The sequence below is a fragment of the Roseovarius aestuarii genome, assembly GCF_019966515.1.
Classification (GTDB): Bacteria; Pseudomonadota; Alphaproteobacteria; order Rhodobacterales; family Rhodobacteraceae; genus Roseovarius; species Roseovarius aestuarii.
Map to the genome: position 1 here is coordinate 34,401 of NZ_JAIMIB010000021.1, position 21,695 is coordinate 56,095.

Annotated in this window: 16 protein-coding genes; 5 read left to right on the forward strand and 11 right to left on the reverse strand. The window is 60.5% G+C overall.

Annotation, left to right across the window (positions count from 1 at the left end):
* Window positions 1–130 precede the first annotated feature (130 nt).
* Window positions 131–1,423, forward strand: a complete 1,293-nt coding sequence (serS, locus tag LC334_RS19580) for a serine--tRNA ligase (protein ID WP_085802065.1) — start codon at window positions 131–133, stop codon at window positions 1,421–1,423.
* On the opposite strand, the gene LC334_RS19585 is transcribed toward serS, so the two are convergent.
* The 5 genes from LC334_RS19585 to LC334_RS19605 all read right to left on the reverse strand — a co-directional run bounded on the left by LC334_RS19585 (window position 1,424) and on the right by LC334_RS19605 (window position 7,341).
* Entirely contained in the window at window positions 1,424–2,020 is a 597-nt protein-coding gene (locus LC334_RS19585) for a hypothetical protein (RefSeq protein ID WP_085802066.1), read from the reverse strand.
* Between the two features lie 349 nt (window positions 2,021–2,369).
* Window positions 2,370–3,515, reverse strand: coding sequence for a DUF2235 domain-containing protein (locus LC334_RS19590; protein WP_085802099.1), 1,146 nt, complete (start codon window positions 3,513–3,515; stop codon window positions 2,370–2,372).
* Window positions 3,516–3,763: 248 nt separating this feature from the next.
* On the reverse strand, window positions 3,764–5,221 hold the full coding sequence (gene der, locus LC334_RS19595) for a ribosome biogenesis GTPase Der (RefSeq protein ID WP_085802067.1): 1,458 nt from the start codon (window positions 5,219–5,221) through the stop codon (window positions 3,764–3,766).
* A gap of 51 nt (window positions 5,222–5,272) precedes the next feature.
* Window positions 5,273–6,601, reverse strand: a complete 1,329-nt coding sequence (locus LC334_RS19600) for a PQQ-like beta-propeller repeat protein (RefSeq protein ID WP_306372166.1) — start codon at window positions 6,599–6,601, stop codon at window positions 5,273–5,275.
* A 62-nt stretch (window positions 6,602–6,663) separates the two neighbouring features.
* Window positions 6,664–7,341: a tetratricopeptide repeat protein gene (locus LC334_RS19605; protein ID WP_085802068.1), complete on the reverse strand. Its 678-nt coding sequence runs from the start codon at window positions 7,339–7,341 to the stop codon at window positions 6,664–6,666.
* A 212-nt stretch (window positions 7,342–7,553) separates the two neighbouring features.
* Between LC334_RS19605 and LC334_RS19610 the strand changes: the two genes are divergently transcribed.
* Entirely contained in the window at window positions 7,554–8,771 is a 1,218-nt protein-coding gene (locus LC334_RS19610; RefSeq protein ID WP_085802069.1) for an efflux RND transporter periplasmic adaptor subunit, read from the forward strand.
* Entirely contained in the window at window positions 8,768–12,511 is a 3,744-nt protein-coding gene (locus tag LC334_RS19615; RefSeq protein WP_085802070.1) for an efflux RND transporter permease subunit, read from the forward strand. Before LC334_RS19610 ends, LC334_RS19615 begins: the two co-directional genes overlap by 4 nt.
* Window positions 12,512–12,539: 28 nt before the next feature.
* On the opposite strand, the gene LC334_RS19620 is transcribed toward LC334_RS19615, so the two are convergent.
* From LC334_RS19620 to LC334_RS19630, 3 genes are all read right to left on the reverse strand, one after another.
* The gene (locus LC334_RS19620; RefSeq protein WP_085802071.1) at window positions 12,540–12,767 is read right to left on the reverse strand and encodes a hypothetical protein; all 228 of its coding nucleotides are present in this window, start codon (window positions 12,765–12,767) and stop codon (window positions 12,540–12,542) included.
* Window positions 12,768–12,960: 193 nt separating this feature from the next.
* A complete protein-coding gene (locus LC334_RS19625) occupies window positions 12,961–14,787 on the reverse strand; it encodes an ABCB family ABC transporter ATP-binding protein/permease (protein WP_085802072.1) in 1,827 nt (608 codons plus the stop codon).
* Window positions 14,788–14,871: 84 nt separating this feature from the next.
* Window positions 14,872–16,236, reverse strand: coding sequence for a LysM peptidoglycan-binding domain-containing protein (locus LC334_RS19630; protein ID WP_223413086.1), 1,365 nt, complete (start codon window positions 16,234–16,236; stop codon window positions 14,872–14,874).
* A 102-nt stretch (window positions 16,237–16,338) separates the two neighbouring features.
* On the opposite strand from LC334_RS19630, the gene LC334_RS19635 reads away from it, so the two are divergent.
* Window positions 16,339–16,890 carry an LOG family protein gene (locus LC334_RS19635; protein ID WP_085802073.1) on the forward strand — a complete coding sequence of 184 codons (552 nt, stop codon included), beginning with the start codon at window positions 16,339–16,341 and terminating at the stop codon, window positions 16,888–16,890.
* A gap of 35 nt (window positions 16,891–16,925) precedes the next feature.
* On the opposite strand, the gene LC334_RS19640 is transcribed toward LC334_RS19635, so the two are convergent.
* Both LC334_RS19640 and LC334_RS19645 read right to left on the reverse strand, forming a co-directional pair.
* Window positions 16,926–18,566, reverse strand: a complete 1,641-nt coding sequence (locus LC334_RS19640; protein WP_085802074.1) for a peptidoglycan-binding protein — start codon at window positions 18,564–18,566, stop codon at window positions 16,926–16,928.
* Window positions 18,567–18,590: 24 nt separating this feature from the next.
* Complete coding sequence (locus LC334_RS19645; protein ID WP_085802075.1) at window positions 18,591–19,811, reverse strand: phenylacetate--CoA ligase family protein; 1,221 nt, start codon at window positions 19,809–19,811, stop codon at window positions 18,591–18,593.
* A 130-nt stretch (window positions 19,812–19,941) separates the two neighbouring features.
* Here LC334_RS19645 and LC334_RS19650 point away from each other — a divergent pair, with 130 nt between their 5' ends.
* Window positions 19,942–20,790 (forward strand): hypothetical protein, encoded by an 849-nt coding sequence (locus tag LC334_RS19650; protein ID WP_085802076.1) that lies wholly within the window; start codon window positions 19,942–19,944, stop codon window positions 20,788–20,790.
* A gap of 4 nt (window positions 20,791–20,794) precedes the next feature.
* Here LC334_RS19650 and LC334_RS19655 read toward each other — a convergent pair whose 3' ends face one another.
* The gene (locus LC334_RS19655; RefSeq protein WP_085802077.1) at window positions 20,795–21,619 is read right to left on the reverse strand and encodes an ABC transporter ATP-binding protein; all 825 of its coding nucleotides are present in this window, start codon (window positions 21,617–21,619) and stop codon (window positions 20,795–20,797) included.
* Between the last annotated feature and the right edge of the window lie 76 nt (window positions 21,620–21,695).

Sequence of the window (21,695 nt, forward strand, 5' to 3'; positions counted from 1 at the left end):
CCCTACGGTTTTTTGGGGGTGAGGCCCCCGCTCGGGGGCCGGGGCGGGGGGGAAAGGCCGCTCTACACCCCGGCAAGAAACTGGGGCATAAGACGGGGACGACTCACTCAACCATCAGGACGTGCCAGACATGCATGACATTCGCGCCATTCGTGAAAATCCCGACGCTTTCGATGCTGCCATGGGGCGGCGGGGGCTGGACGCGCCGTCCCGGGAAATCCTTGGGATCGACGAGGCGCGCCGGGCGCATATTCACGCGGCCGAGACGGCGCAGGCCGATCAGAACCGGGCCTCGAAGGATGTGGGCGCGGCCAAGGCGAAGGGCGACGATGCCGAGTTCGAGCGGTTGCGGGCGCTGGTGGCCGAGAAGAAGGCCGAGGTGGCGGCGATGCAGGCCGAGGCGAAGAAATTCGACGAGCAGTTGACCGAACTGCTGATGGGGCTGCCCAACCTGCCCTATGACGACACGCCCGATGGCGCGGATGAGGATGATAACGTCGAGATCCATCGCTGGGGCGCGCCGCAGACCTTCGATTTCACCCCGAAGGAGCATTACGAGCTGGACGGCGTGAAGCCGGGGATGGATTTCGAGACCGCCGCGCGGTTGAGCGGCGCGCGCTTTGTCGTCCTGTCGGGCGGCGTGGTGCGGATACACCGGGCGCTGGCGCAGTTCATGCTGGACACGCATATCGAGGAAAACGGGCTGACCGAGACCTGGACGCCGGTGCTGGTGCGGCCCGAGATGATGTTCGGTACCGGGCAGCTGCCGAAATTTGGCGAGGATAGTTACGAGACCACCAATGGCTGGTGGCTGGTGCCGACCGCCGAGGTGACGCTGACCAATATCGTCAATGGGATGGTGGTCGAGGAAAGCTATCTGCCGCGGCGCTACGTGGCACATACGCAGTGTTTCCGATCCGAGGCCGGGAGCGCGGGCAAGGATACCGCCGGCATGCTGCGCCAGCACCAGTTTGAGAAGGTCGAGATGGTGTCGGTCACGCATCCGGATCACTCGCGCGACGAGCTGGACCGGATGACCAGCTGCGCGCAGGGCATTCTGGAGAAGCTGGGCCTGCCCTATCGCACGGTGGTTCTGTGCGTGGGCGACATGGGATTCGGGGCGCGGCGGACCCATGATATCGAGGTCTGGCTGCCCGGTCAGGGCAAGTATCGCGAGATCAGCTCGGTCTCGGTCTGCGGGGATTTCCAGGCGCGGCGGATGAATGCGCGGTTCAGGAGCAAGGAGGGCGGCAAGCCGCAGTTCCTGCATACGCTGAACGGTTCCGGCCTGGCGGTGGGGCGGTGCTTGATTGCAGTGTTGGAGAACGGTCAGCAGGCCGATGGGTCGGTCGACCTGCCCGAGGCGTTGCATCCGTACCTGCGGGGCAAGACCCGGCTGGGCGCGGATGGCAGCCTGATCTGATCAGAACTCCTCATCACCGTCGTCGAAGCTGTTGCGCTGGAAGGTTGCGGCTTCGAGATTGGTCAGAGCGGTCAGTTCGTTGAGGTAATCCTGCTCGCGGATCGACAGTTCGTGGTTGGCGCGGGAATTGCCGCCGCCCAGCATCGCGTTGAGCACCTCGTCGATGAAATCAATCAGTTTCATGATCCAGCCGAAGCCAAAATCGAAGGTCTGGATCAGCCAGTTGATCAGTTTCTTGACGAGCTGGACGATTTGCGCTGTGCCGAGCGCGCGGCCGAAGCTGCCCTGGCTGGCGGCCATTTCACCCGCCTGCCGCATCAGCGTGTCCGAGGCCATGGTGGTGAACATGCGCTCGGCATCCTCGATCATCACCTTGTCGGCGCGGCGCTTGCCCTCGGCCAGAAGATCGGCGGTGCGGGCCATTGTGTCGATCAGCAGGGGGCCGTAGACCTCGACCATCTTGACGGCATCGTCGTCGCCGCGCTGCTGGGCCGCTTTATGGGCGCCCTTGACGATCGCCTTGGGCAGGTCGCGCAGCCCGTCGATGAAGTCATCAATACGGGAGGTCGGGGCATTGGGTGTGGGTGTCTTGGACATAATCTTTACTCCTTGTCATGATGGTTAATAATGGTGGAGACACGCAAAACCTCCCGGATAAGTTGCAAATCTGAGTTGGTTTTTTCCCAAAACCATTGATCGTTTGAGATAAGATACTGGAATCATTTAAATTTCGGCGCATCGAGAGTGGTCGATACGACCGCCGGAGCGGCACCCTTGCAGCAAGTTGCGCAGAACGCTGTAGTTCGTTGCGGCATTGTCCGGTGTCACGCGGATGAAAGCGACAGTCCGACTTCAGAGATGCTGTCAAACCTTTGACGACAGATATTCAAAGACCCAGTTTCGGACACAGAGCTATATACATGGCGCCGACCTAAAGGGCCCGATCTTAGGTGATCCGCGTGCCGCCCTGCCATAACTCGGGCCTGAGCGCCGCCATTGAACGCGGGCGATAGAGCGGATCGGCATCAAGGCGTTGATCAACGGATGGGTGCCTGTCGGATTGCCGTCGCGGGCCGTTACGCCAAGCCAGCAGGTTGGGCGAAAGCTTGTAAAAGCCCTTCGGGTTATTCATCTCAGGAGCGGAATCCGTCGGGTTGGGGGGCGCGTCGGGAATGGCTGCGCCGGATTTGAGCGTCATACCAGCATCCCTGGCCCCTTCGACAATCCAACTCATCCCATAGGACACAAGCCCGCGGGCCGAACTGCGCCCACCCAATACCCCATGATCGCCAATGAACCACATCTGCTGAAACGGCCTGTCGGGTCCGGTGGCACCTTTGTTAAGGCCGCCGTTGGTACCAGTGTCGAGATTGTCCCAAAGCGCGGGCACATAGAATTTCCGCCTCTCATCCAACGCCACCGCATGGCGCGCGGATTTCACCAGGCTGGTCAGGTCGGTGTCATGGAACTGATGCCTGCTGTTGATGTGTTTGGCGAGCGGACCCAGCAGATTTGCGGGAATGCCAAGCGCGCCAACCGTATCCCAGACGCCCAGATAGGCGATTTCAAGCAGATGCGAGCCGTCGTTGCGATCCGTTCTGTCCTTCTCTGACGTGGCATAACCCGGGGACAACTCGCGCCGTTGGCGCCAGATATTGGGCTTGTCGGGCGCATTATCGGGTCCGCGTCTGCGATACAGCCGAAACGCCTTGTTTACTACTTGCCGCGTGACCTTGTCTTTCGGGGGCAAGCCGCATTTGCGGATCATTCCCGCCAGAGATCGCGCCGTATACGCGCCGCGCGAAAATCCAAAAATCATGATCTTGTCACCGGGGTTATAGCTTTTTGCCAACTCGCTATAGGCGATCTTGATGTTTCGGTTCAGGCCCCAGCCAAAAGCACCGCCTCCGACCTTGTTAACCACATTGCCCAGAATGGTGGCAAACCGGCCGCCGGTGCCCACGCCGGGAATATAAAGATGCGCCTGCCCCGGGGTTCCGACCACCGCGTCACGCAGTTTGACGACATTTGTCACCAGCTCAATGCTGGCTGAATTCCACGTTCCATCACAAAAAATCAAAATATTCTTCATCAAATCCCCCAAGCTCAGCGCCGTAATCTCGACGCATGTGGACCAAGCATTGAGCACAACCAAGGGCTGCGTCAAGGTCAGGTTACCCTGACTGCCGGCTCTTTCCCGAACCATCGGAAAGGATCTGGCGTTACATTCGTGCGATGATTTTCGGTCAAATATGATGGACTGGATTTGACCTTGAGCTACGTTTCGGGTCAGCCTTCCCGCGTGAAGCAAAGCCCACAGGGCACGACACGATCGCCAGGTCAGGATTTCTGTGGCGGTTTTCCGAGATGCTTGCGCAGCCGCGAAGGCGTTGATTTCTTCTTGGCCTTGTAAGGGTTCTTGTCCGATTGGCTACGCATATGCAGGCGAATGGGCGTGCCGGGCATGTCGAAATCGGTGCGCAACCCGTTGACCAGATAGCGCGAATAACTTTCCGGCAGCTTGTCGGGGTGCGAGCACATGACTACAAAGCCCGGCGGACGGGTCTTGGCCTGGGTCATGTAGCGCAGCTTGATACGTTTGCCGCCCGGCGCGGGGGGCGGATGTTGCTCCAGCATACCGGTGAGCCATCGATTGAGCTGCGCGGTGGTGATCCGGCGGTTCCAGACCTCGTTGGCTTTTTCCACCGCCTGCCGCAGCCGGTCGAGCCCCCTGCCCGTCTTGGCCGATACGGTCACCAGCGGCGCGCCGCGAAGCTGTGGCAGAAGGCGTTCAAAGGATTCGCGCAGATCGCGCAGCTTCTGCTGCTTTTCCGGCTCCACGTCCCATTTGTTGACCGCGACCACCACGGCACGGCCTTCGCGTTCGGCCAGATCGGCAATGCGCAGATCCTGCTGCTCAAAGGGGATCGCGGCGTCGAGAAGCACCACCACGACCTCGGCGAACTTCACAGCGCGCAACCCGTCCCCGACAGACAGCTTCTCCAGCTTTTCCTGCACCTTGGCCTTTTTGCGCATGCCGGCGGTATCAAAAATACGCGTCGGCAGCCCGTCCCAGTCAATCTGGACTGATATGGCATCGCGGGTGATCCCGGCCTCGGGACCGGTCAGCAGACGCTCTTCGCCCAGTATCTTGTTGATCAGGGTGGATTTCCCGGCATTCGGCCGCCCCACCACGGCCACCTGAAGGGGGCGCGCCTTGGTCGGCACGCGCACGCCGTCGTCGCTGTCTTCATCGATGCTCACATCGGTTTCGGGGGTGTTTTCGCGGGCGCGTTCCTCGAACTGATCGGCCAGCGGCATCAGTTGGGCGTAAAGGTCGTTGAGCCCCTCGCCATGTTCGGCGGACAGACGGATCGGCTCCCCCAAACCCAGACCGTAGGCTTCGATCACACCGGCATCCGCCGCCGACCCTTCGGATTTGTTGGCGGCCACAATCACATGGGCGCTGCGTTTGCGCAAAATATCGGTAAAGAGTTCATCCGTTGGTGTCACACCAGCGCGGGCATCAATCAGGAAAAGACAGATATCGGCCATATCCACCGCGCGCTCGGTCAATTTGCGCATCCGACCTTCAAGCGATTCATCTGTCGCCTCTTCCAGACCGGCGGTGTCGATCACGGTGAAGCGCAGATCACCCAGACGCGCGGCGCCTTCGCGCAAATCGCGCGTGACGCCGGGCTGGTCATCGACCAGTGCCAGGCGCTTGCCGACAAGGCGGTTGAACAGCGTGGATTTGCCCACATTGGGCCGCCCCACGATGGCGAGGGTGAAACTCATGGTCTTCGGGCTCCGGAACCAGTCAGGCGGCCCTGTTACAGCATCGCACGCTTAACGGAAAGCGGCCAATTGTCCCTTGGTCGTCACTACGTAAAGCGTGCTCCCCGCCACAACCGGGTTGGTGGTGGCCCCGCCTGGCATCGCAACGGCGCCGCGCTGGACACCCGATACCGGGTCAAACAGGCGAAGCTGTGCATCGCTTGAGGCGACAATCAGGTTACGCCCGGCGATGATCGGCCCGTGATGGGCGAAAATCTCGGCCTGACGCTTGGGGCGCTGCTTGGTGAAGAAGGGAAGTTCCTTACCCCAAATTCGGGTGCCATCCTCGGCGTTCAGGCGAATCAATTCGTTGCGATCCGAGACCATGAAGACAGAATCTCCGGCTGGCCAGACAGGGTTGAGTGCACCATCCCGCGCTGTCCAGAGCCGTTTGCCACTGCCCAATGTCAGCGCGACGGTTCGCCCCGAATGGCTGCCGACATAGAGCCTGTCATCCACCACCACCGGATCGCCGGTGATATCGCCGATACGCGCCGCCGCATAGCCCGGGCGCTGCCCGGCCACTTGCGCGTCCCACAGGCGCAGACCGCCCTTGCGGAAGGCACCCTGTAATTCACCCGACCCGAAGGCGAATACCACGTATTTATCAGTCACGGCTGGTGCCGGGCCGCCCATGACATTATTGATGTCGGGTGTCGCCGCCAGTTGCCAGCGAACCCGGCCATCGGAAGTGTCCAGCGCCCAGGCAACCTCATCGCCCGCGACAACGTAGACAAGATCGCCGCTAACACTTGGGCTGCCGGAGCCCGTCGCCTGCAGCTCCTGCTGCCAGACCTGCGCCCCTGTCGCACCATCAAGCGCTGTCATCAGGCCAAAACCGGAGGAGACAAAAAGCGTTCCATCTGCATAGGCAAGCCCGCCGCCGCTGGCATCTTTTGCGGAATCGTTAGCTGGCACCAGATCCGTTGACCAAAGGACCGCGCCGCTGGTTGATACCGCGGTAACCCGCGCTTCGGCATCAAGGGTGTAGATACGCCCGCCCCCCACGACCGGATCGGCAGTGATACGGTTCTTGCGGCCATCGCCAGCACCAATTGACACGGCCCAGGCCAACCGGGGCGAGGATGACAGCGCAGGATGATCGGTACGGGTGGCCGGCGAGGTAATGCCTTGCAGCCAATCAGTGTTGGCGCGCATGGGCGGCAGCGCCAACGCGCGGCTGGTATCTTCGGCGACATCAGCAACCGGGATGTCGGCCGGATCTACCAACACGTCGCGGATCGCTTCACGCTCGCCCGGCAGGATCACTTCCTTCTTCGCGCAGGCGGCCAGGGCGATAGCGCCCAGAAGTCCCAGCAAGATCGCTCTTGGTTTCAGCACCTTATACCCCCACTTGTCCCTTGTTACCCTTGTACCCCGCAAACCCCGGGCACGGACAGATCCTATTCTTCCGGCGGCGCCTCGGATAAATTACTACCCAGTTCGCCTCCAAGTGCCACAATCACCTGCGAGGCCCGTTGGCGCAAGTCTGTCGTGGCCCCGGCATCCGCAATCAATTGTTTAAGCCGCGTGATCGCCTCATCGACCTCACCCTGTTCAACCTCGATCAGGGCAAGCTGTTCTTCAGCAAGCAGCCGCACAATCCCGCTGCCCAGCGCCAACCCCTCCAGCCGGGTGCGGCGGTCATCGACCGACAGCCCGGCTTCGGGGATTGTAACCGCTTTGAGTGTGGCGACCTGACGATAGACCGGATCAATGCCATTCCGGTCTGCCAGCGCCAACAGACGCGCGGCCGCATCCTTTGGCGACGATGCGGAATCCTCGGCCGCCGCGAGCAGTTCTATGACCGCCTGTCCAGCAGGATTTGGCGACGCAACATCCGACAGGGCGCTGGCGCGCGCGGCTTCGTCCGGCTGATCCAGCGCCGCTACCATCGCGTCACCGAAAGCTTCGGCGACGGCACGCTCTTTCGCCTTGCTCCATTCGTTCCAGGCCGCGCCACCGACGATCACGATCACCGCCAGTATCGCGATCCAGCCATAGCGCTTCATCGCCTTGAACAGGCGATCCCGGCGCACTTCTTCAGTGACCTCATCAATAAAACTGTCGGTATCGCTCACGGCTTGTGCCTCATCAATTTCCGACCCCTCTTAGCGCGTCACTTGAGCCCTGCCAAGGGGCCGGTGAAGTGGCGAAAACAGGCCAACTTGCGAGGGTGCGACGAAAAGTATAATCTAAACCGGATAGTTCAGTGTATATGACGTTGAAAAATACGGTCGCACGACTCATCTAGGTATGAGGAGTGCGGTATTGGGTTTGGAAGGTAAGTAAGATGCGATTCTTTCCGATTCTGGCGGCCATCGTCGTTTCCGCGATGGTTTATGTGTTCGTTTTCCAGCGTGAAACGCTGACCGGAACAGAAACCACCGACGCGCCCGCAGCGGCGGAAAGTGCTACGGCAGCAGAGGAAAACGAGGGCGCCGTCGGCGTTGTCGTGATGCGTTCGGTGGCACGGGCCATCGACAGCGCGGTGGTGCTGCGCGGCCAGACCGAGGCCGACCGGCAAGTTGAGCTGCGCGCCGAAACCTCGGGGCAGGTCATCTCAGACCCGCTGCGCAAGGGGGCTTTCGTCGAAAAGGGTCAGCTATTGTGCAGCCTGGATCCAGCGACGCGCAAGGCGACGCTGGCCGAGGCTCAGGCCCGTCTGCAGGAAGCGCAATCGCGTGTCCCCGAAGCCGAGGCGCGACTGGACGAGGCCCGCGCGCGGCTGGAAGAGGCCAGGATCAACGACAATGCCGCAGCCAAACTCTCTGAAGGCGGTTTTGCCTCGGACACCCGTGTGGCATCAACCAAGGCCGATGTCAGCACCGCGATGGCCGGGGTTGAAACCGCCCGGGCCGGATTGGAAAGCACACGTTCGGGGATTCAGTCCGCTGAGGCTGCCGTGGCCGCCGCCGAATGGGAAATTCACCGCCTGTCGATCAGGTCACCCTTCGCCGGGTTGCTGGAATCGGATACGGCGGAGCTGGGCAGCTTGCTGCAGCCCGGCGCGCTGTGCGCTACGGTCATTCAGCTTGATCCGATCATGATGGTGGGGTTTGTGCCCGAAACCGAAGTAAACCGGGTGGAAATGGGCGCGCGGGCTGGCGGGCAACTGGCCGCCGGCGATCAGCTTGAGGGCAAGGTGACCTTCCTGTCGCGCGCCGCAGACCCCGAGACCCGCACCTTCCGGGTCGAGATCGAAGTGCCCAACCCCGACCTGCGTTTTCGCGATGGCCAAACCGCCAAGATCGTTATCGCGGCGGATGGCACCACGGCGCATCTGCTGCCGCAATCGGCCCTGACCCTGAACGACGAGGGCACGATGGGCGTGCGCGTGGTAACCGAGGATCAGATGGCAGAATTCGTGCCGGTGACCTTCCTGCGCGATACCCCGAACGGCGTCTGGCTTGGCGGCCTGCCGGAAAAGGCGGATGTGATCATCATCGGACAGGAATTTGTTATTGACGGTGTGCGCGTCACCCCGAGCTATCAGGAGGTCAGTCAATGACGGGACTGGTCGACTGGGCCGCCGCCCGGGCGCGGATGGTCATTGCCTTTATTGTTCTGTCGCTTCTGGCGGGCAGTCTGGCCTATGTCGGCCTGCCTAAAGAGGGTGAGCCGGATATCGAAATTCCGGCGCTTTTCGTTTCGGTCCCCTTCCCCGGCATTTCCGCCGAAGACAGTGAAAAGCTGCTGGTCAAGGTCATGGAGACCGAACTTTCCGATCTGGACGGTCTGAAGAAGATGACCGGCACCGCGCTGGAAAACTATGCTGGTGTCGCGCTGGAATTCGAATTTGGCTGGGACAAGACCAAGATTCTGGCAGATGTGCGCGACGCGATGAGCACGGCCGAGGCCGACTTTCCCGACGGCGCGGAAAAATACACCATCAACGAGATCAATTTCAGCGAATTTCCGATCATCATCGTCAACCTGTCGGGCGCCGTGCCGGAACGCACAATGGCGCGTCTGGCCAAGGATCTGCAGGACCGACTGGAAAGCCTTGAGCCGGTGCTGGAAGCCGGGATCGCGGGCAATCGCGATGAGATGGTCGAGGTGGTGATCGACCCGCTGCGACTTGAAGCCTATAACATCACCGCGCTGGAACTGATCAACGTGGTGCGCAACAACAACCAGCTAATCGCCGCCGGCGAGGTGGACACCGAACAGGGTACGTTTGCGGTCAAGATCCCGTCGTCCTTTGACGAACCCCGCGACATCTATGAGCTGCCGGTCAAGACCAATGGCGATCGCGTCGTTACCCTGGGTGAGCTTGCCACCATCAACTTGACCTTCGAGGACCGGTTGGGCACCGCCCGGTTCAATGGCGAGAACACCGTCGCCCTGCAGGTCGTCAAACGCAAAGGCTATAACGTCATCGACATGGCGCAGTTGGTACGCGAGACCGTCGTCAAGGCCGAAAAGACATGGCCGCCGGAATTGCAGGCCGCCGTCAATGTGGGCACCTCGAATGACCAGTCTCGGGTGATCGATTCGATGGTCAGACAGCTCGAAGGCTCGGTCCTGACGGCGATTGCGCTGGTGATGATCGTCATGTTGGCAACCTTGGGTATCAGGCCCTCGCTTCTGGTTGGCTTTGCGATCCCCACCTCGTTCCTGCTGTGTTTTGCGCTTCTGGCGCTGATGGGCGTGGCGGTGTCGAACATGGTAATGTTCGGCCTCATCCTTGCGGTCGGCATGCTGGTAGACGGGGCGATTGTCGTGGTGGAATACGCCGACAAGCGCATCCGCGAGGGATCGGGCCCGATGCATGCTTATGTCGAGGCGGCCAAACGGATGTTCTGGCCGATTGTCAGCTCGACCGCGACAACGCTTTGCGCCTTCCTGCCGATGCTCTTCTGGCCCGGTGTGCCGGGGCAGTTCATGCGTATGTTGCCGGTTACGCTGATCTTTGTTCTGTCCGCCTCGCTTCTGGTAGCGCTGGTCTATCTGCCGGTGGTTGGCGGGGTCACGGGCCGTATGGAACGTTGGTTCAACGAGCGTATCAGCCAGATTGCAGGCTGGCGCTGGTACTGGCATCTGGTGCTGTTTCCAGTCGCGGCCCTGGTTGCCGCCGGTGCAGGCAGCATTGTCCCGGTTCTGCTGGAGGCGGTAGGCGCACAATTTGCCACGATGGATGGCAGCCGGATTCTGGCATCAGTCCTCCCGGTGCTGGTTTTGTCCTTCGCCATGTTGCTCTGCGTTGTGGTGCTGGCGGCTGCCGGGCTGGTCGCGATAATCACCGTGCTGCTGGGGCTTTTGTCATTGCCACGCCGGTTTTCCGACCTGTTAGGTTACCTGCGAGGGCGCGTCTTTCCCCATCACCGCCACCGCGCCCGTGTGCGCGCAGGCTATCGCCGCACGCCCTTTGGCCAGTTCATCCATCTGATTGCAGCCAATCCGATAGCGCCGATCCTGTCCTTCTGCGCGATCTTCGTGCTGGTCGGATCGGTCACGATGTATTTCATCAACAACAATAAAGGCGTCGAGTTCTTTGTGGATTCACAGCCCGAGAACGCCCTGGTTTATGTGAAGGCACGTGGCAACCTCTCGCTTGATCAGAAGGACGCGCTGGTTGATCAGGCCGAGAAGATTGTTCTGGCCCACCCAAACATCAAAAGCGCCTTTGCCTTTGCCGGTGATGGCGGGTTGAACAACAATACCGGCGGCGCCACAGCACCGCTGGACACGATCGGTCAGGTGCAGATCGAACTGCTGCCGTGGGAAGATCGCCCGACCGCGCGCGAAGTCTGGTTCACGGTGCCGCTCTTGGGCATTGATATTGAACGTCAGGTGTCAAGCTCTGAGACCGACGGCAACAAGACCATTGATGAGCTGACCACAGAGCTGAAAAAAATCCCCGGCGTGCAGATCGAAATACTGGCACTGGAGCAGGGCCCGGCCTCGGCCAAACCCGTGCATCTACGGCTCAAGGGCGATGACTGGGACACGCTGAAAGCATTTACCGAAGAAGCCCGCGCGAAATTCGACGAAACCCGCGGGCTGAAACTTGTCGAAGATACCCTGCCCCTGCCCGGGATCGACTGGCAGATCGACGTGGATGTGGAACAGGCCGGGCGTTACGGTGCCGATGTGGCCACGGTAGGCGCTATGGTGCAACTGGTCACACGCGGTATTTTGCTGGACACGATGCGCGTCGACAGCAGCGACGAAGAGATCGACATTCGCATCCGCCTGCCCGAGGAAGACCGGGTGCTAAGCACGCTCGACACGCTGAAGCTGCGCACCGACAAGGGGTTGGTGCCGCTCAGTAACTTCATTTCGCGCCAACCGGTACCCAAGCTGGCGCAGATTGATCGGATCGATCAGACCCGCTTTTTCGACGTTAAGGCCGCCGTTATCGACGGGCTCGTGTCGACGGTGACCGATGAAAAAGGCAAACAGAGCGAAGTGCCACTCAACGCCAATGAGCGTATCGCCGCGCTGACCAAGTGGCTTGACAGCGGCGTTGTACCCCCGGGCTTGGAATACGAATGGACCGGCGATGCCGAGGATCAGGAAGAAAGCGGCGCGTTTCTTCAACAAGCCTTTCTGGGTGCGTTGGGGTTGATGTTCATCATCCTGCTGGCGCAGTTCAACAGCGTCTACAACGCGGTTCTGGTGCTTATGGCAGTGGTGCTGTCGACCACAGGCGTGCTGATCGGAATGTTGGTGATGGATCAGCCGTTTTCGATCATCATGACGGGGACGGGTATCGTTGCACTGGCCGGGATCGTCGTGAACAACAATATCGTGCTGATCGACACTTATCAGGATTTCTCGCGCTACATGCCACGGATCGAGGCGATCACCCGCACCGCCGAGGCGCGGATAAGGCCGGTTCTTCTGACAACGGTCACGACGATGGCGGGGCTGGCACCAATGATGTTCGGCCTCAGCCTGAATTTTGTCGATGGTGGATATACGTTCAACAGTCCAACTGCGCTGTGGTGGACACAACTGGCGACGGCGGTAGTGTTTGGCCTTGGCATTGCCACGGTGCTGACGCTGATCTTCACGCCGTCGATGCTGGCGCTGCGCATCTGGGCCGGGGTCTATGTAAAATGGATTTCAAAGGGGCTGGCCAAACTTTCACTGGGAAGCGGCAGCCGGGTCGCTCGCGACTGGGCGCTTAATATCGAAGCCCGCAGGGTGAAAGCGCCCGAGATCATCTGGGAGATCGAAAAGCCCGGCCAACAGGATATACAATCCCCGCGCAAAGGCAGCCCCCTGCGCGCCGCCGAATGACGTCGGGTGATCGCTCCCAGGCATCCCGTCACCCACTGCCCGCCGTTTCCAGCGCGAAAAGCCGCATCTCGAAGACGCGCATCAATGCGCCCATCGGCTTTACGCGCAGCTGTACCCGCGAGCCTACCTGCAAGCTGTCCCACAACTCAGGAAAGTCTTCGCAATAGGCGATGCAAAGCGGCGATTCACTCAGCACACACCAGATATGCGCCGCGGCTCCGCAGGGTGAAAAATACAGAACAACACCTTCGATCATCCGACCGCCTCCAATAAAATAACGTCCTTAACAGCCCACCCGGAGCCGACCAAACCCGGCGTCCATCCCGCCGGTCCACGAAATTATTTTGATGTGATGGTAATGCGCTTCCAAATTTTTTTACCAAAGGGGAAAACGGACGAAATCTGATCAAAAATCGACATGCAACCCCAAGATGTAAAATTACGTTACGTCATTCTGCTGCTTTGCTGGGGCTACGCTCGCTTGCCTGACGTTCCCAAAGGCTCGCATATCGGCCTTGCCGGGCCAGCAGGTCAGCATGAGTACCTTCTTCGGCGATCTGACCGTCTTCCAGAACGACAATCCGGTCGGCATCCGCCACGGTGCTGAGCCGATGGGCAATGGTAATGACCGTCCGCCCCTGGCCGGCGCGCGCCAACGCCTCCTGAATGCCCTGCTCGGTTTCGCTGTCAAGCGCACTTGTCGCCTCATCCAACAGCAGGATCGGCGGGTTCTTCAGCAAGGTCCGGGCGATGCCCACACGCTGCTTCTCACCACCCGAAAGTTTCAGGCCACGCTCCCCTACAAGCGTGTCATACCCGTCGGGCAACCCCGCGACGAAATCGTGGATCTGCGCGTCCTTCGCCGCCTCTTCGATCTCTGCCTGCGTGGCCCCATCCCGGCCATAGCCGATATTGTAGCCAATGGTATCGTTGAAAAGGACGGTATCCTGGGGCACCACACCGATGGCGTCATGCAGGCTTTCCTGGGTGACGTCGCGCAAATCCTGCCCGTCGATGGTAAATGCCCCGCCTTGCACATCGTAAAACCGGAAAAGAAGTCGCCCGATGGTCGACTTGCCTGACCCCGAAGACCCGACAACCGCAACCGTCTGGCCGGGCTGAACCGCAAGGCTGACCCCTTTGAGGATAGGCCGCGCATCTTCATAGCCAAAACGCACATCGTCCAGTGCTACATGCCCGCCATTGACCTTCAACGGCCTTGCATCCGGCTTATCGGTCACGTCCGGAGCCTGCTCCAGCAAATCGAACATCTCGCCCATATCTACCAGCGACTGGCGGATCTCGCGATAGACCGTGCCGAGGAAGTTCAAAGGCATGGTGATCTGAATCATATAGGCGTTGACCATAACAAAATCGCCCACTGTGAGCGTCCCTGACTGCACGCCGAGCGCGGCCATGACCATGACGATCACCAGCCCGCCAGTGATCAGGAACGATTGCCCAAAGTTCAGTAACGCCAGTGAATACGACGAATGCAACGCCGCCTGTTCATAACCTTCCATCGCGGCGTCATAACGTTCGGCTTCGCGCCCCTCGGCCCCGAAATACTTGACGGTTTCGAAGTTGAGCAGGCTGTCGATGGCTTTTTGGTTGGCGTCGGTATCCTGATCGTTCATCCGCTTGCGCAACTTCACCCGCCACTCGGTCACCTTGAAGGTGTAAATCGTGTAGGCGCCGATCACGGCAACCACCACGGCCACATAACGGAAGTCGAAGAGCGTCCAGAGCACTACACCGATCATCAGCAATTCAAGGATCAGCGGCCCGATCGAAAAGAGCAGGAAGCGCAGCAGAAACTCGACCCCTTTCACACCGCGTTCGATGATCCGGCTGAGGCCGCCTGTTTTACGGCTGATGTGATAGCGCAGCGACATAGCATGGATGTGCCGAAAGGTCTTGAGCGCCAGCGATCTGAGCGCCCGTTGGCCTACGCGGGCGAAGATTGCATCGCGGAGTTGCTGGAAACCGACCACCATCAACCGTGCAAACCCGTAGGCAACAGTCAGCCCGATCGCCCCGAAGCCCAGCATCCAGGCCGCACTTTGACCTTCGCCCGCCAGCGCATCAACGGCGGCCTTGTAAAACAGTGGTGTGCCGACGGCGATCAGCTTTGACAGGAAAAGCGTAACCAACGCCAGAATGACGCGGCGCTTAACCCAGGGCTGACCGGCGGGCCACAGGTAGGGCGCGACCCGGCGGATGGTGCGCCAGCCGTTCGTTGGTGCGTCAATGGTGGTTAGCGTGCGTCGGCGCATCGTGAAATATCGGTTTCCTCAGGTCGACCAGACATAGGCCGAGCGCCTGAAGATTGCCAGCCCCGCCGCCCCATTCGGGCACCGTTATTCAGGCACCGTGAAGACCTGCCCCGGATAGATCAGATCAGGATCACGGATCAGATCACGATTGGCTTCGAACACACGCACGTAGAGGATACCATCGCCATAAGCCTCGCGCGAAATCGCCCAAAGGGTCGATCCCGGCTGCACGGTCACCGCCGTGATTTTTGGCGTCTCTTCTGCCGTGCCCGCCTGCGCCAGCACCGCTTCATCCTCGCGTTTGAAGGGCGTTTCCACGCGCGAGGTTACGTTGCCGTCGTCGTCAACCTCGTCAATCCTCAAGGTATAGACTCCTGCATCGACCTCGGGCAGTTCGGTTTGCCAGTTCCCATCCTGTTCGATAGGGGACGAGGTGATCGGTGCATTGTCCAGGTAAACCCGCACATGGCCCTCCCCCCCGGCGCGGCCCGAAAGCTGGACATCGCCCTGTTCGGAATAGGTGATAGCGTCAAGCGCTACAGCAAGATTGGTTTCGCTGTCACCCAGTGGCAGTTCAGGGGCTTGCAGCACCCGGACACCGCTTTCATCAGCCAAGAGCACCGTCGGCGACTGCTCTGCGGACTCATCCGTTGCTTCGGTCTCATCCTCCACCCCATCGCCCCCGACCGCATCACCCGCAACCGCCTTGTTCTCGGCCAGTTCGATTTCAGCCGCTTCCGCCTCAGCCACCGTTTCATCTGGGTCTTCCGCTGCATCCGGTGTCCTAGTGTCGGGCGCGGCGATATCGGTTGTCTCGTCCGGTTCGGCAGTTGCCTCATCGGCAGTGCTGGCGTTAGCGGGCTCTGATTGCGGCGCGGTCGCGCCAGTATCCGCGCTGGCGATCACGCTCGGACTGGGGGTGATAATGATCTCTTCAACCGACGGAATGCTGTTCAGCCCGTCGGGCGACCGCATCGACAGGCTCAGAACGCGCGGCTTGTCGCTGGAAGGAATATCCATGAATTCAACGAATTGCCCCTGGGCATCCGGGGTCACGTCGCCCAATGGCTCGCCGTCGAGGATAACTGACGTCTGCCAATCTGGTGCGGTGCGGCCGGCGATCAGCATCCGCCCATCGCCCTCCAGCCGGAACGTATCGATTGTCGGTGGCGCAGGCAGATCGGCAGTTTCTTCGGCAGGCTCGGCTTCGGTGACAGCGTTGGCTTCCGGGTCAACCTGTTCGGTAACGGCTTCTTCTGCCGCGGGCTGCTCATCACCCTCAGCTGCATCATCGGCCTGCGGTGACAAAATAGCGACCGGATCCGGATCAGACGTTCCGAACGGTGGGTGAAAGCCCGAGTAAAACACCATCGCAGACGCAATCGCCATGATCGCTACGCCCACAAATCCCAGGATCATCCCTTTCGACAAGCCACTGTTTTTGCTCATCTTTGCCCTTCCATTATCGCGGCACCCAAGCTCCGCGGTTGTCGGACGATAACAACAAGGCTATCACTGGTCAAAACAACGTATTGCGAGACGGGGGAATTCATGGTCGCACGCTCAGTCTGTGTCTTTTGCGGCGCACGTTCGGGCGCGCAGGCAATTTTCGAAGAAGAAGCCACCGAGGTTGGCCGGATGATCGCCGGTAACGGATGGCGGTTGGTCTATGGCGCGGGTGATGTCGGGCTGATGGGGGCGACGGCCCGCGCGGCGCAGGAAGCGGGCGGCAAGACCTTTGGCGTGATCCCCGAACACCTGATGGCGGCCGAAATCGGCAAGAAAGACCTTAGCGAGCTGATCGTGACCGCGACCATGCATGAACGCAAGGAATTGATGTTCAAAAACTCCAACGCGATCATCGTGCAGCCGGGCGGGGCCGGTACGCTTGACGAGTTTTTCGAGGTGCTCACATGGCGGCAGCTTGGCCTGCATGACAAACCGATTTTCCTGCTGAATACCGAAGATTTCTGGCAACCACTGATCCAGATGCTGGGACATCTGATCGCTGAGGGTTTCGCCGAGACATCACTGTTGGACTACGTCCAGGTTGTCGGCTCAGTCAAGGAACTGTCAGTCGAGTTGCGGAAAGCTCTCGCCTGAGTCCGCGACTGACGGAGCCCGTCCGGAACAACACATCACCCCCCTGCCAACAGCCGCACCATGGTCTGGCGCGAGACATAGCCAGTGACCGGCAGATCGCGTAGCCGTTGATAGCGCCGGATCGCTTGCCGGGTTTTCTTGTTGAACTTGCCGTCCACCTTGCCGGGGTCGGCACCGATCTGCGCAAGCCGCTTTTCGACCACAAGCCGGGCCACCGACCCACCTGCAACCTGTTTTTCCTCGGCCTTGGCCTGATTGATGATATCGGCGTCCCGCGCCTCCTCGGTCAGTTGCCGCAGCCGGTCCTGCGCGGCGGGGGCAAAACCGCTGGCTGGGTAATCTGCCAGAAATACCTCGTAGGTATTGATATCATCGCTTTCGCGCGCCTTGTCCCAGGCCTCGCGCTCTTCGCGAGCGGTTTCAGCGCGGCGGGCCTCTTCGATCTCGTCCAGACGGGCCTGCGCGATGTCCGCAAACTCGCCATCCGGATATTCCTGCAGGTATTTACGTAAGCCGGCTTCGTCGCCGGTACGCCCGGTGTCGCGCCAATAGGCGCGATCCTGCTTTTCTTTTTCGGCTTGAACACGCTTTGCCTCAGCCTCCAGTTCTTCGGCGCGGGCCCCAGCGGCTTCGCGCAGCCGCAAAAGCTGATTGCCGTTGAGAAACCCTGTCTCCTCGAAACCCTGATCACGTTGCCACGCGGAAATTGCGGCCCGGCTGCCGGGGCCGAACAAACCGTCGATCCCGCGCGGATCAAACCCCAGCAAGGCCAGATCACGCTGAATGCCGCGGCGTGCCTCACGGGTCAGGTTCAACCCTTCCTCGGCGTCGCGCGCCTCGCGTTCAGGGGCAGATTGCAGAAAGTTCAGGCGGTCCGCCACCTCGCTTTCGTATGCACCGCCGGGATAGGCATCAAGATACGCAAGGTAGGCTTCCTGGGTATCGATCGCCTGAGCTGCGGCCCAGAACCCGCGCTCTTCGGCAGCTTCGGCGTCCACAGCCAACCCCTGCCCCATGAGCCCGATCTGCTCAGAGACAAAGCCCGAGACCTCGACCTCCTCAGGCGCCACACGCGCTAATTCGGCAAAGCTTGTGTCGGCCTCAAGCAACCCGCCGTTCACAACCTCGACCAGCTCTTCCGCCGGGCCGACAATATAGGTGACACCCTGCGCCTCGTTCAGATCCGCAAGCCCGGGGGTCAACCCATTGCCAAGCGTGTCGATCTCCTTGCCCGGCGCGATCAGGATCACCGCCCGATCTCGCGCAGTCTTCGCCATGTCCGACAGAGCGCCCAGCGAAATACCAGTTACCCCCGCATTCAGCGACGAAGCCCCTCCCCCGCCGTTCGACAGCGCCCAGCTTTCGCGATCGGAGCTGGCCAGCGGACCCATCACGACGATCACCAGGCGATCAACCGCGCCGTCCGCCAGCGCCGTCTCGACCTGCTGCGCCGCCAACCGCATGTTCCCCGAACTGCGGTTCTTGGGTTGGATAATCTCGAACCCTGCCTCGCGCAGTGGGGCGGCAAAATCGGTTGAAGTTGCAGAGGTATCGCTGCGATGCGCCGCAATCTGACCAATATCGCCCAGAATCAGCGCCACATCATCAGCAAGCGCACCCCCGGCCCAGAAAACCACTGCCCCGGTCAGGCCCCCGAACAGTTTCAAGACCCGCATGGCACTTCCTTTCAACGCAGTTATTCAATCGTAACTGCGTTGATCTTCTATCACTTTGCCATCGTTGGGAAGGCTGCCCCGGTCGACGATCTCGATCTTGCCTTTAAGCTTCAGCGCCTCGACCACCGATCCGGCATAGGTGTCAGGCTCGCCACCATCGGCCTCGATCTGAACGGTCATCACGTCACGCTGGCCCTCGCGGCTAGCGATCACCCGGGCGCGGCTGATCTCGTCATGGCGCGCAACCAGGGCCGCAACCTGTTCGGGGCGCACGAACATGCCCTTGATCTTGGTGGTCTGATCAGCGCGCCCCATCCAGCCCTTGATGCGAATATTCGTGCGGCCGCAAGGGCTTGGGCCATCCATCAGCGCGCTCAGATCACCAGTGGCAAAGCGGATCAGCGGATAGTCGGGATTAAGCGTCGTCACCAGCACTTCGCCCACCTCGCCCGGTGCCACCGGAGCACCGGTACCGGGCGTTACAATTTCAACGATAACTCCTTCATCGACGATCAACCCTTTTTGGGCCTCGCTTTCATAGGCGATATTGCCCAGATCGGCCGTGGCATAGCATTGCAGACAGGTGATGCCCCGATCGGCATATTCCTGCCGCAGAGACGGAAACAACGCCCCGCCCCCAACAGCCGCCTTGCTGATCTTCAGGCTCAGACCCATCTCGTCGGCCTTGTCGAGAATGACCTTCAGGTAGTCAGGGGTGCCAGCATAGGCGGTGCAGCCCAGATCGGCGGCGGCGCGCGCCTGCAACTCGGTCTGGCCGGTTCCGGCGGGAAATACCGTCGCCCCCACCGCACGCGCGCCGTTCTCAAAAATCATTCCTGCAGGCGTCAGGTGATAGCCAAAGCAGTTCTGTACGATATCGCCCGGCCCCACGCCACAGGCATGCAGGAACCGACCCATCCGCCACCAGTCATGGCCGCCGCCGCCCGGTTCGTAGATCGGCCCCGGTGATTGAAACACATGGGCAAAGCTGCCCACCGCCTGCGTCGTCAGCCCGCCAAACGGCGCTGCGCTCCCCTGCGCGCTAACCAGGTCAGATTTACGCAACACCGGCAGCGCGGCCAGATCAGCGACCGACCTCACATTGTCTGCGTTGACTGACGCCAATGCGCGCCCATAGCCTGACAAACCCTGCGCGCGGGCAATTTGCAGCGGCAAGGCATCGGCGATGGCATCAGCGCGCACCGCTGCTCTGCGGGTCTCAAGATCATCAAAATATGGGGACATCGGCCATCCTTTGCCGGTCGCAGGGGGCGCGACAGGTTGACATGTTGATTGGAATCTCTGGTTGGGGCAATAAACGGCATACATTGGTATACCGCGCGAATTTCTGAATGAATTCATCGAAGGATCGACCATGACCGACCCGCATAGCACGACCCAGATCAGCGATGCCGACCTTGATCAGCGCATCAGCTTTCATGACGATTTGCAGGCCATGGAGGCCGATTTTTGCGACTTTCACTTTGACAGCTCGGCGCTGGTGAACCGCATGTATGACCGGCTTGAGGCGCGCATTGCCGCAACCGGAGAGGAGAAGTGGTTCTTTCTTGTGAACCTCAACGGCACCCGCATCGACCCGGTCGCCTGGACCGCCTATTCCCGGCGCGGCAAGGCGCTGAACATGGCGCATTCCATGGGGTCGGTCCGCTATGACGCCTCCGAGGTGACCCGGCGCCAGATCGAGCGCGCCGCCAATACCGAAGCGTTCGACCCGAACCTCTTTACCACCCGCGATGCCGCCATTGCGCGCATTCGTGAAATGCCCTCGACCCGGCGCAAGAAGCTGGTGCTTGAGCGCAATTACGAGCTTTCGGATTTTGTTCGCCGGGTAAAGTTTGATGAAGAGCGAGTGATCATGGACGTGGATTTTTCCCACTTCACCTTTCACCATTCCCGCGACGTGAACGAGTTTTACGACTACCTCGAAGACATGATCAAGGAAAGCGACCGGCGCTGGTTTTTCCTGGTCAACATGAATGGCTGCCAGATCCTTCCGGGGGCATGGATTCAATACGCCCATCGCGGCAAGCGACTTAACGAGGCCGGATCGCTGGGCTCGGTCCGCTATGCCACCGGATCGGAAACCGAGGCCGACATTCGCCTGCGCGCCGAAAGCGCCGGTTTCCGTCCCAACATCCGCAACACGCGCGAAGAAGCGCTGGAACGGATCGAGGAAATGCGGGTTGAACTGACGCAAGGCTAAACCCTCAGCTCAGCCACCGCTTGCGGCGGCGATAGGACCGTACATCGCGAAAGCTCTTGCGCCCCTCATCCGACATGCCGAGGTAGAATTCCTTCACATCCGGATTTTCGCGCAGATCGGCGGCGGGGCCGTCCATGACGACACGGCCGCTTTCAAGAATGTACCCGTAATGGGCAAAGCGCAGCGCCACATTGGTGTTCTGCTCGGCCAGCAGGAAGGTCGCGCCCTCCTTTTCGTTCAGCGATTTGACGATGTGGAAAATCTCTTCGACCAGTTGCGGCGCGAGGCCCATACTGGGTTCGTCCAGAAGAATCGTCTCGGGGCGGCTCATCAACGCACGGCCAAGCGCCACCATCTGCTGCTCTCCACCCGAGGTATATCCTGCCTGAGACTTTCGCCGGTCCTTCAGACGCGGAAAATACTCATAAACCTTGTTCAGATCTGCATCGATCTCACCCCGGCTTGACCCGCGCGTGTAGGCCCCGGTCAGCAGGTTTTCCTCAACGGTCAGATGCTCGAAACAATGCCGGCCCTCCATCACCTGGATCACGCCTTTCTTGACCAGATCAGAGGGCACTAGATCCTGCACCCGCTCGCCGCGATAGGTGATCGAGCCCTTCGTGACCTCGCCACGCTCCGATTTCAGCAGGTTCGAAATCGCCTTCAAGGTTGTGGTCTTGCCTGCGCCATTGCCACCCAGAAGCGCGGTGATGCCGCCCTTGGGCACCTTCAGGCTAACGCCCTTCAACACCAGGATCACGTGGTTGTAGATCACCTCGATGTTATTGACCTCCAGCAAGGTCTCCCGATTTTCCATGGCGTCCATCATGGTGCATCTCCATTGCAATCAGCCCGCGCCGATCTGTCCCAAGGCGCTTACGCCCTGGCTTCATCGTTCCAAAAAT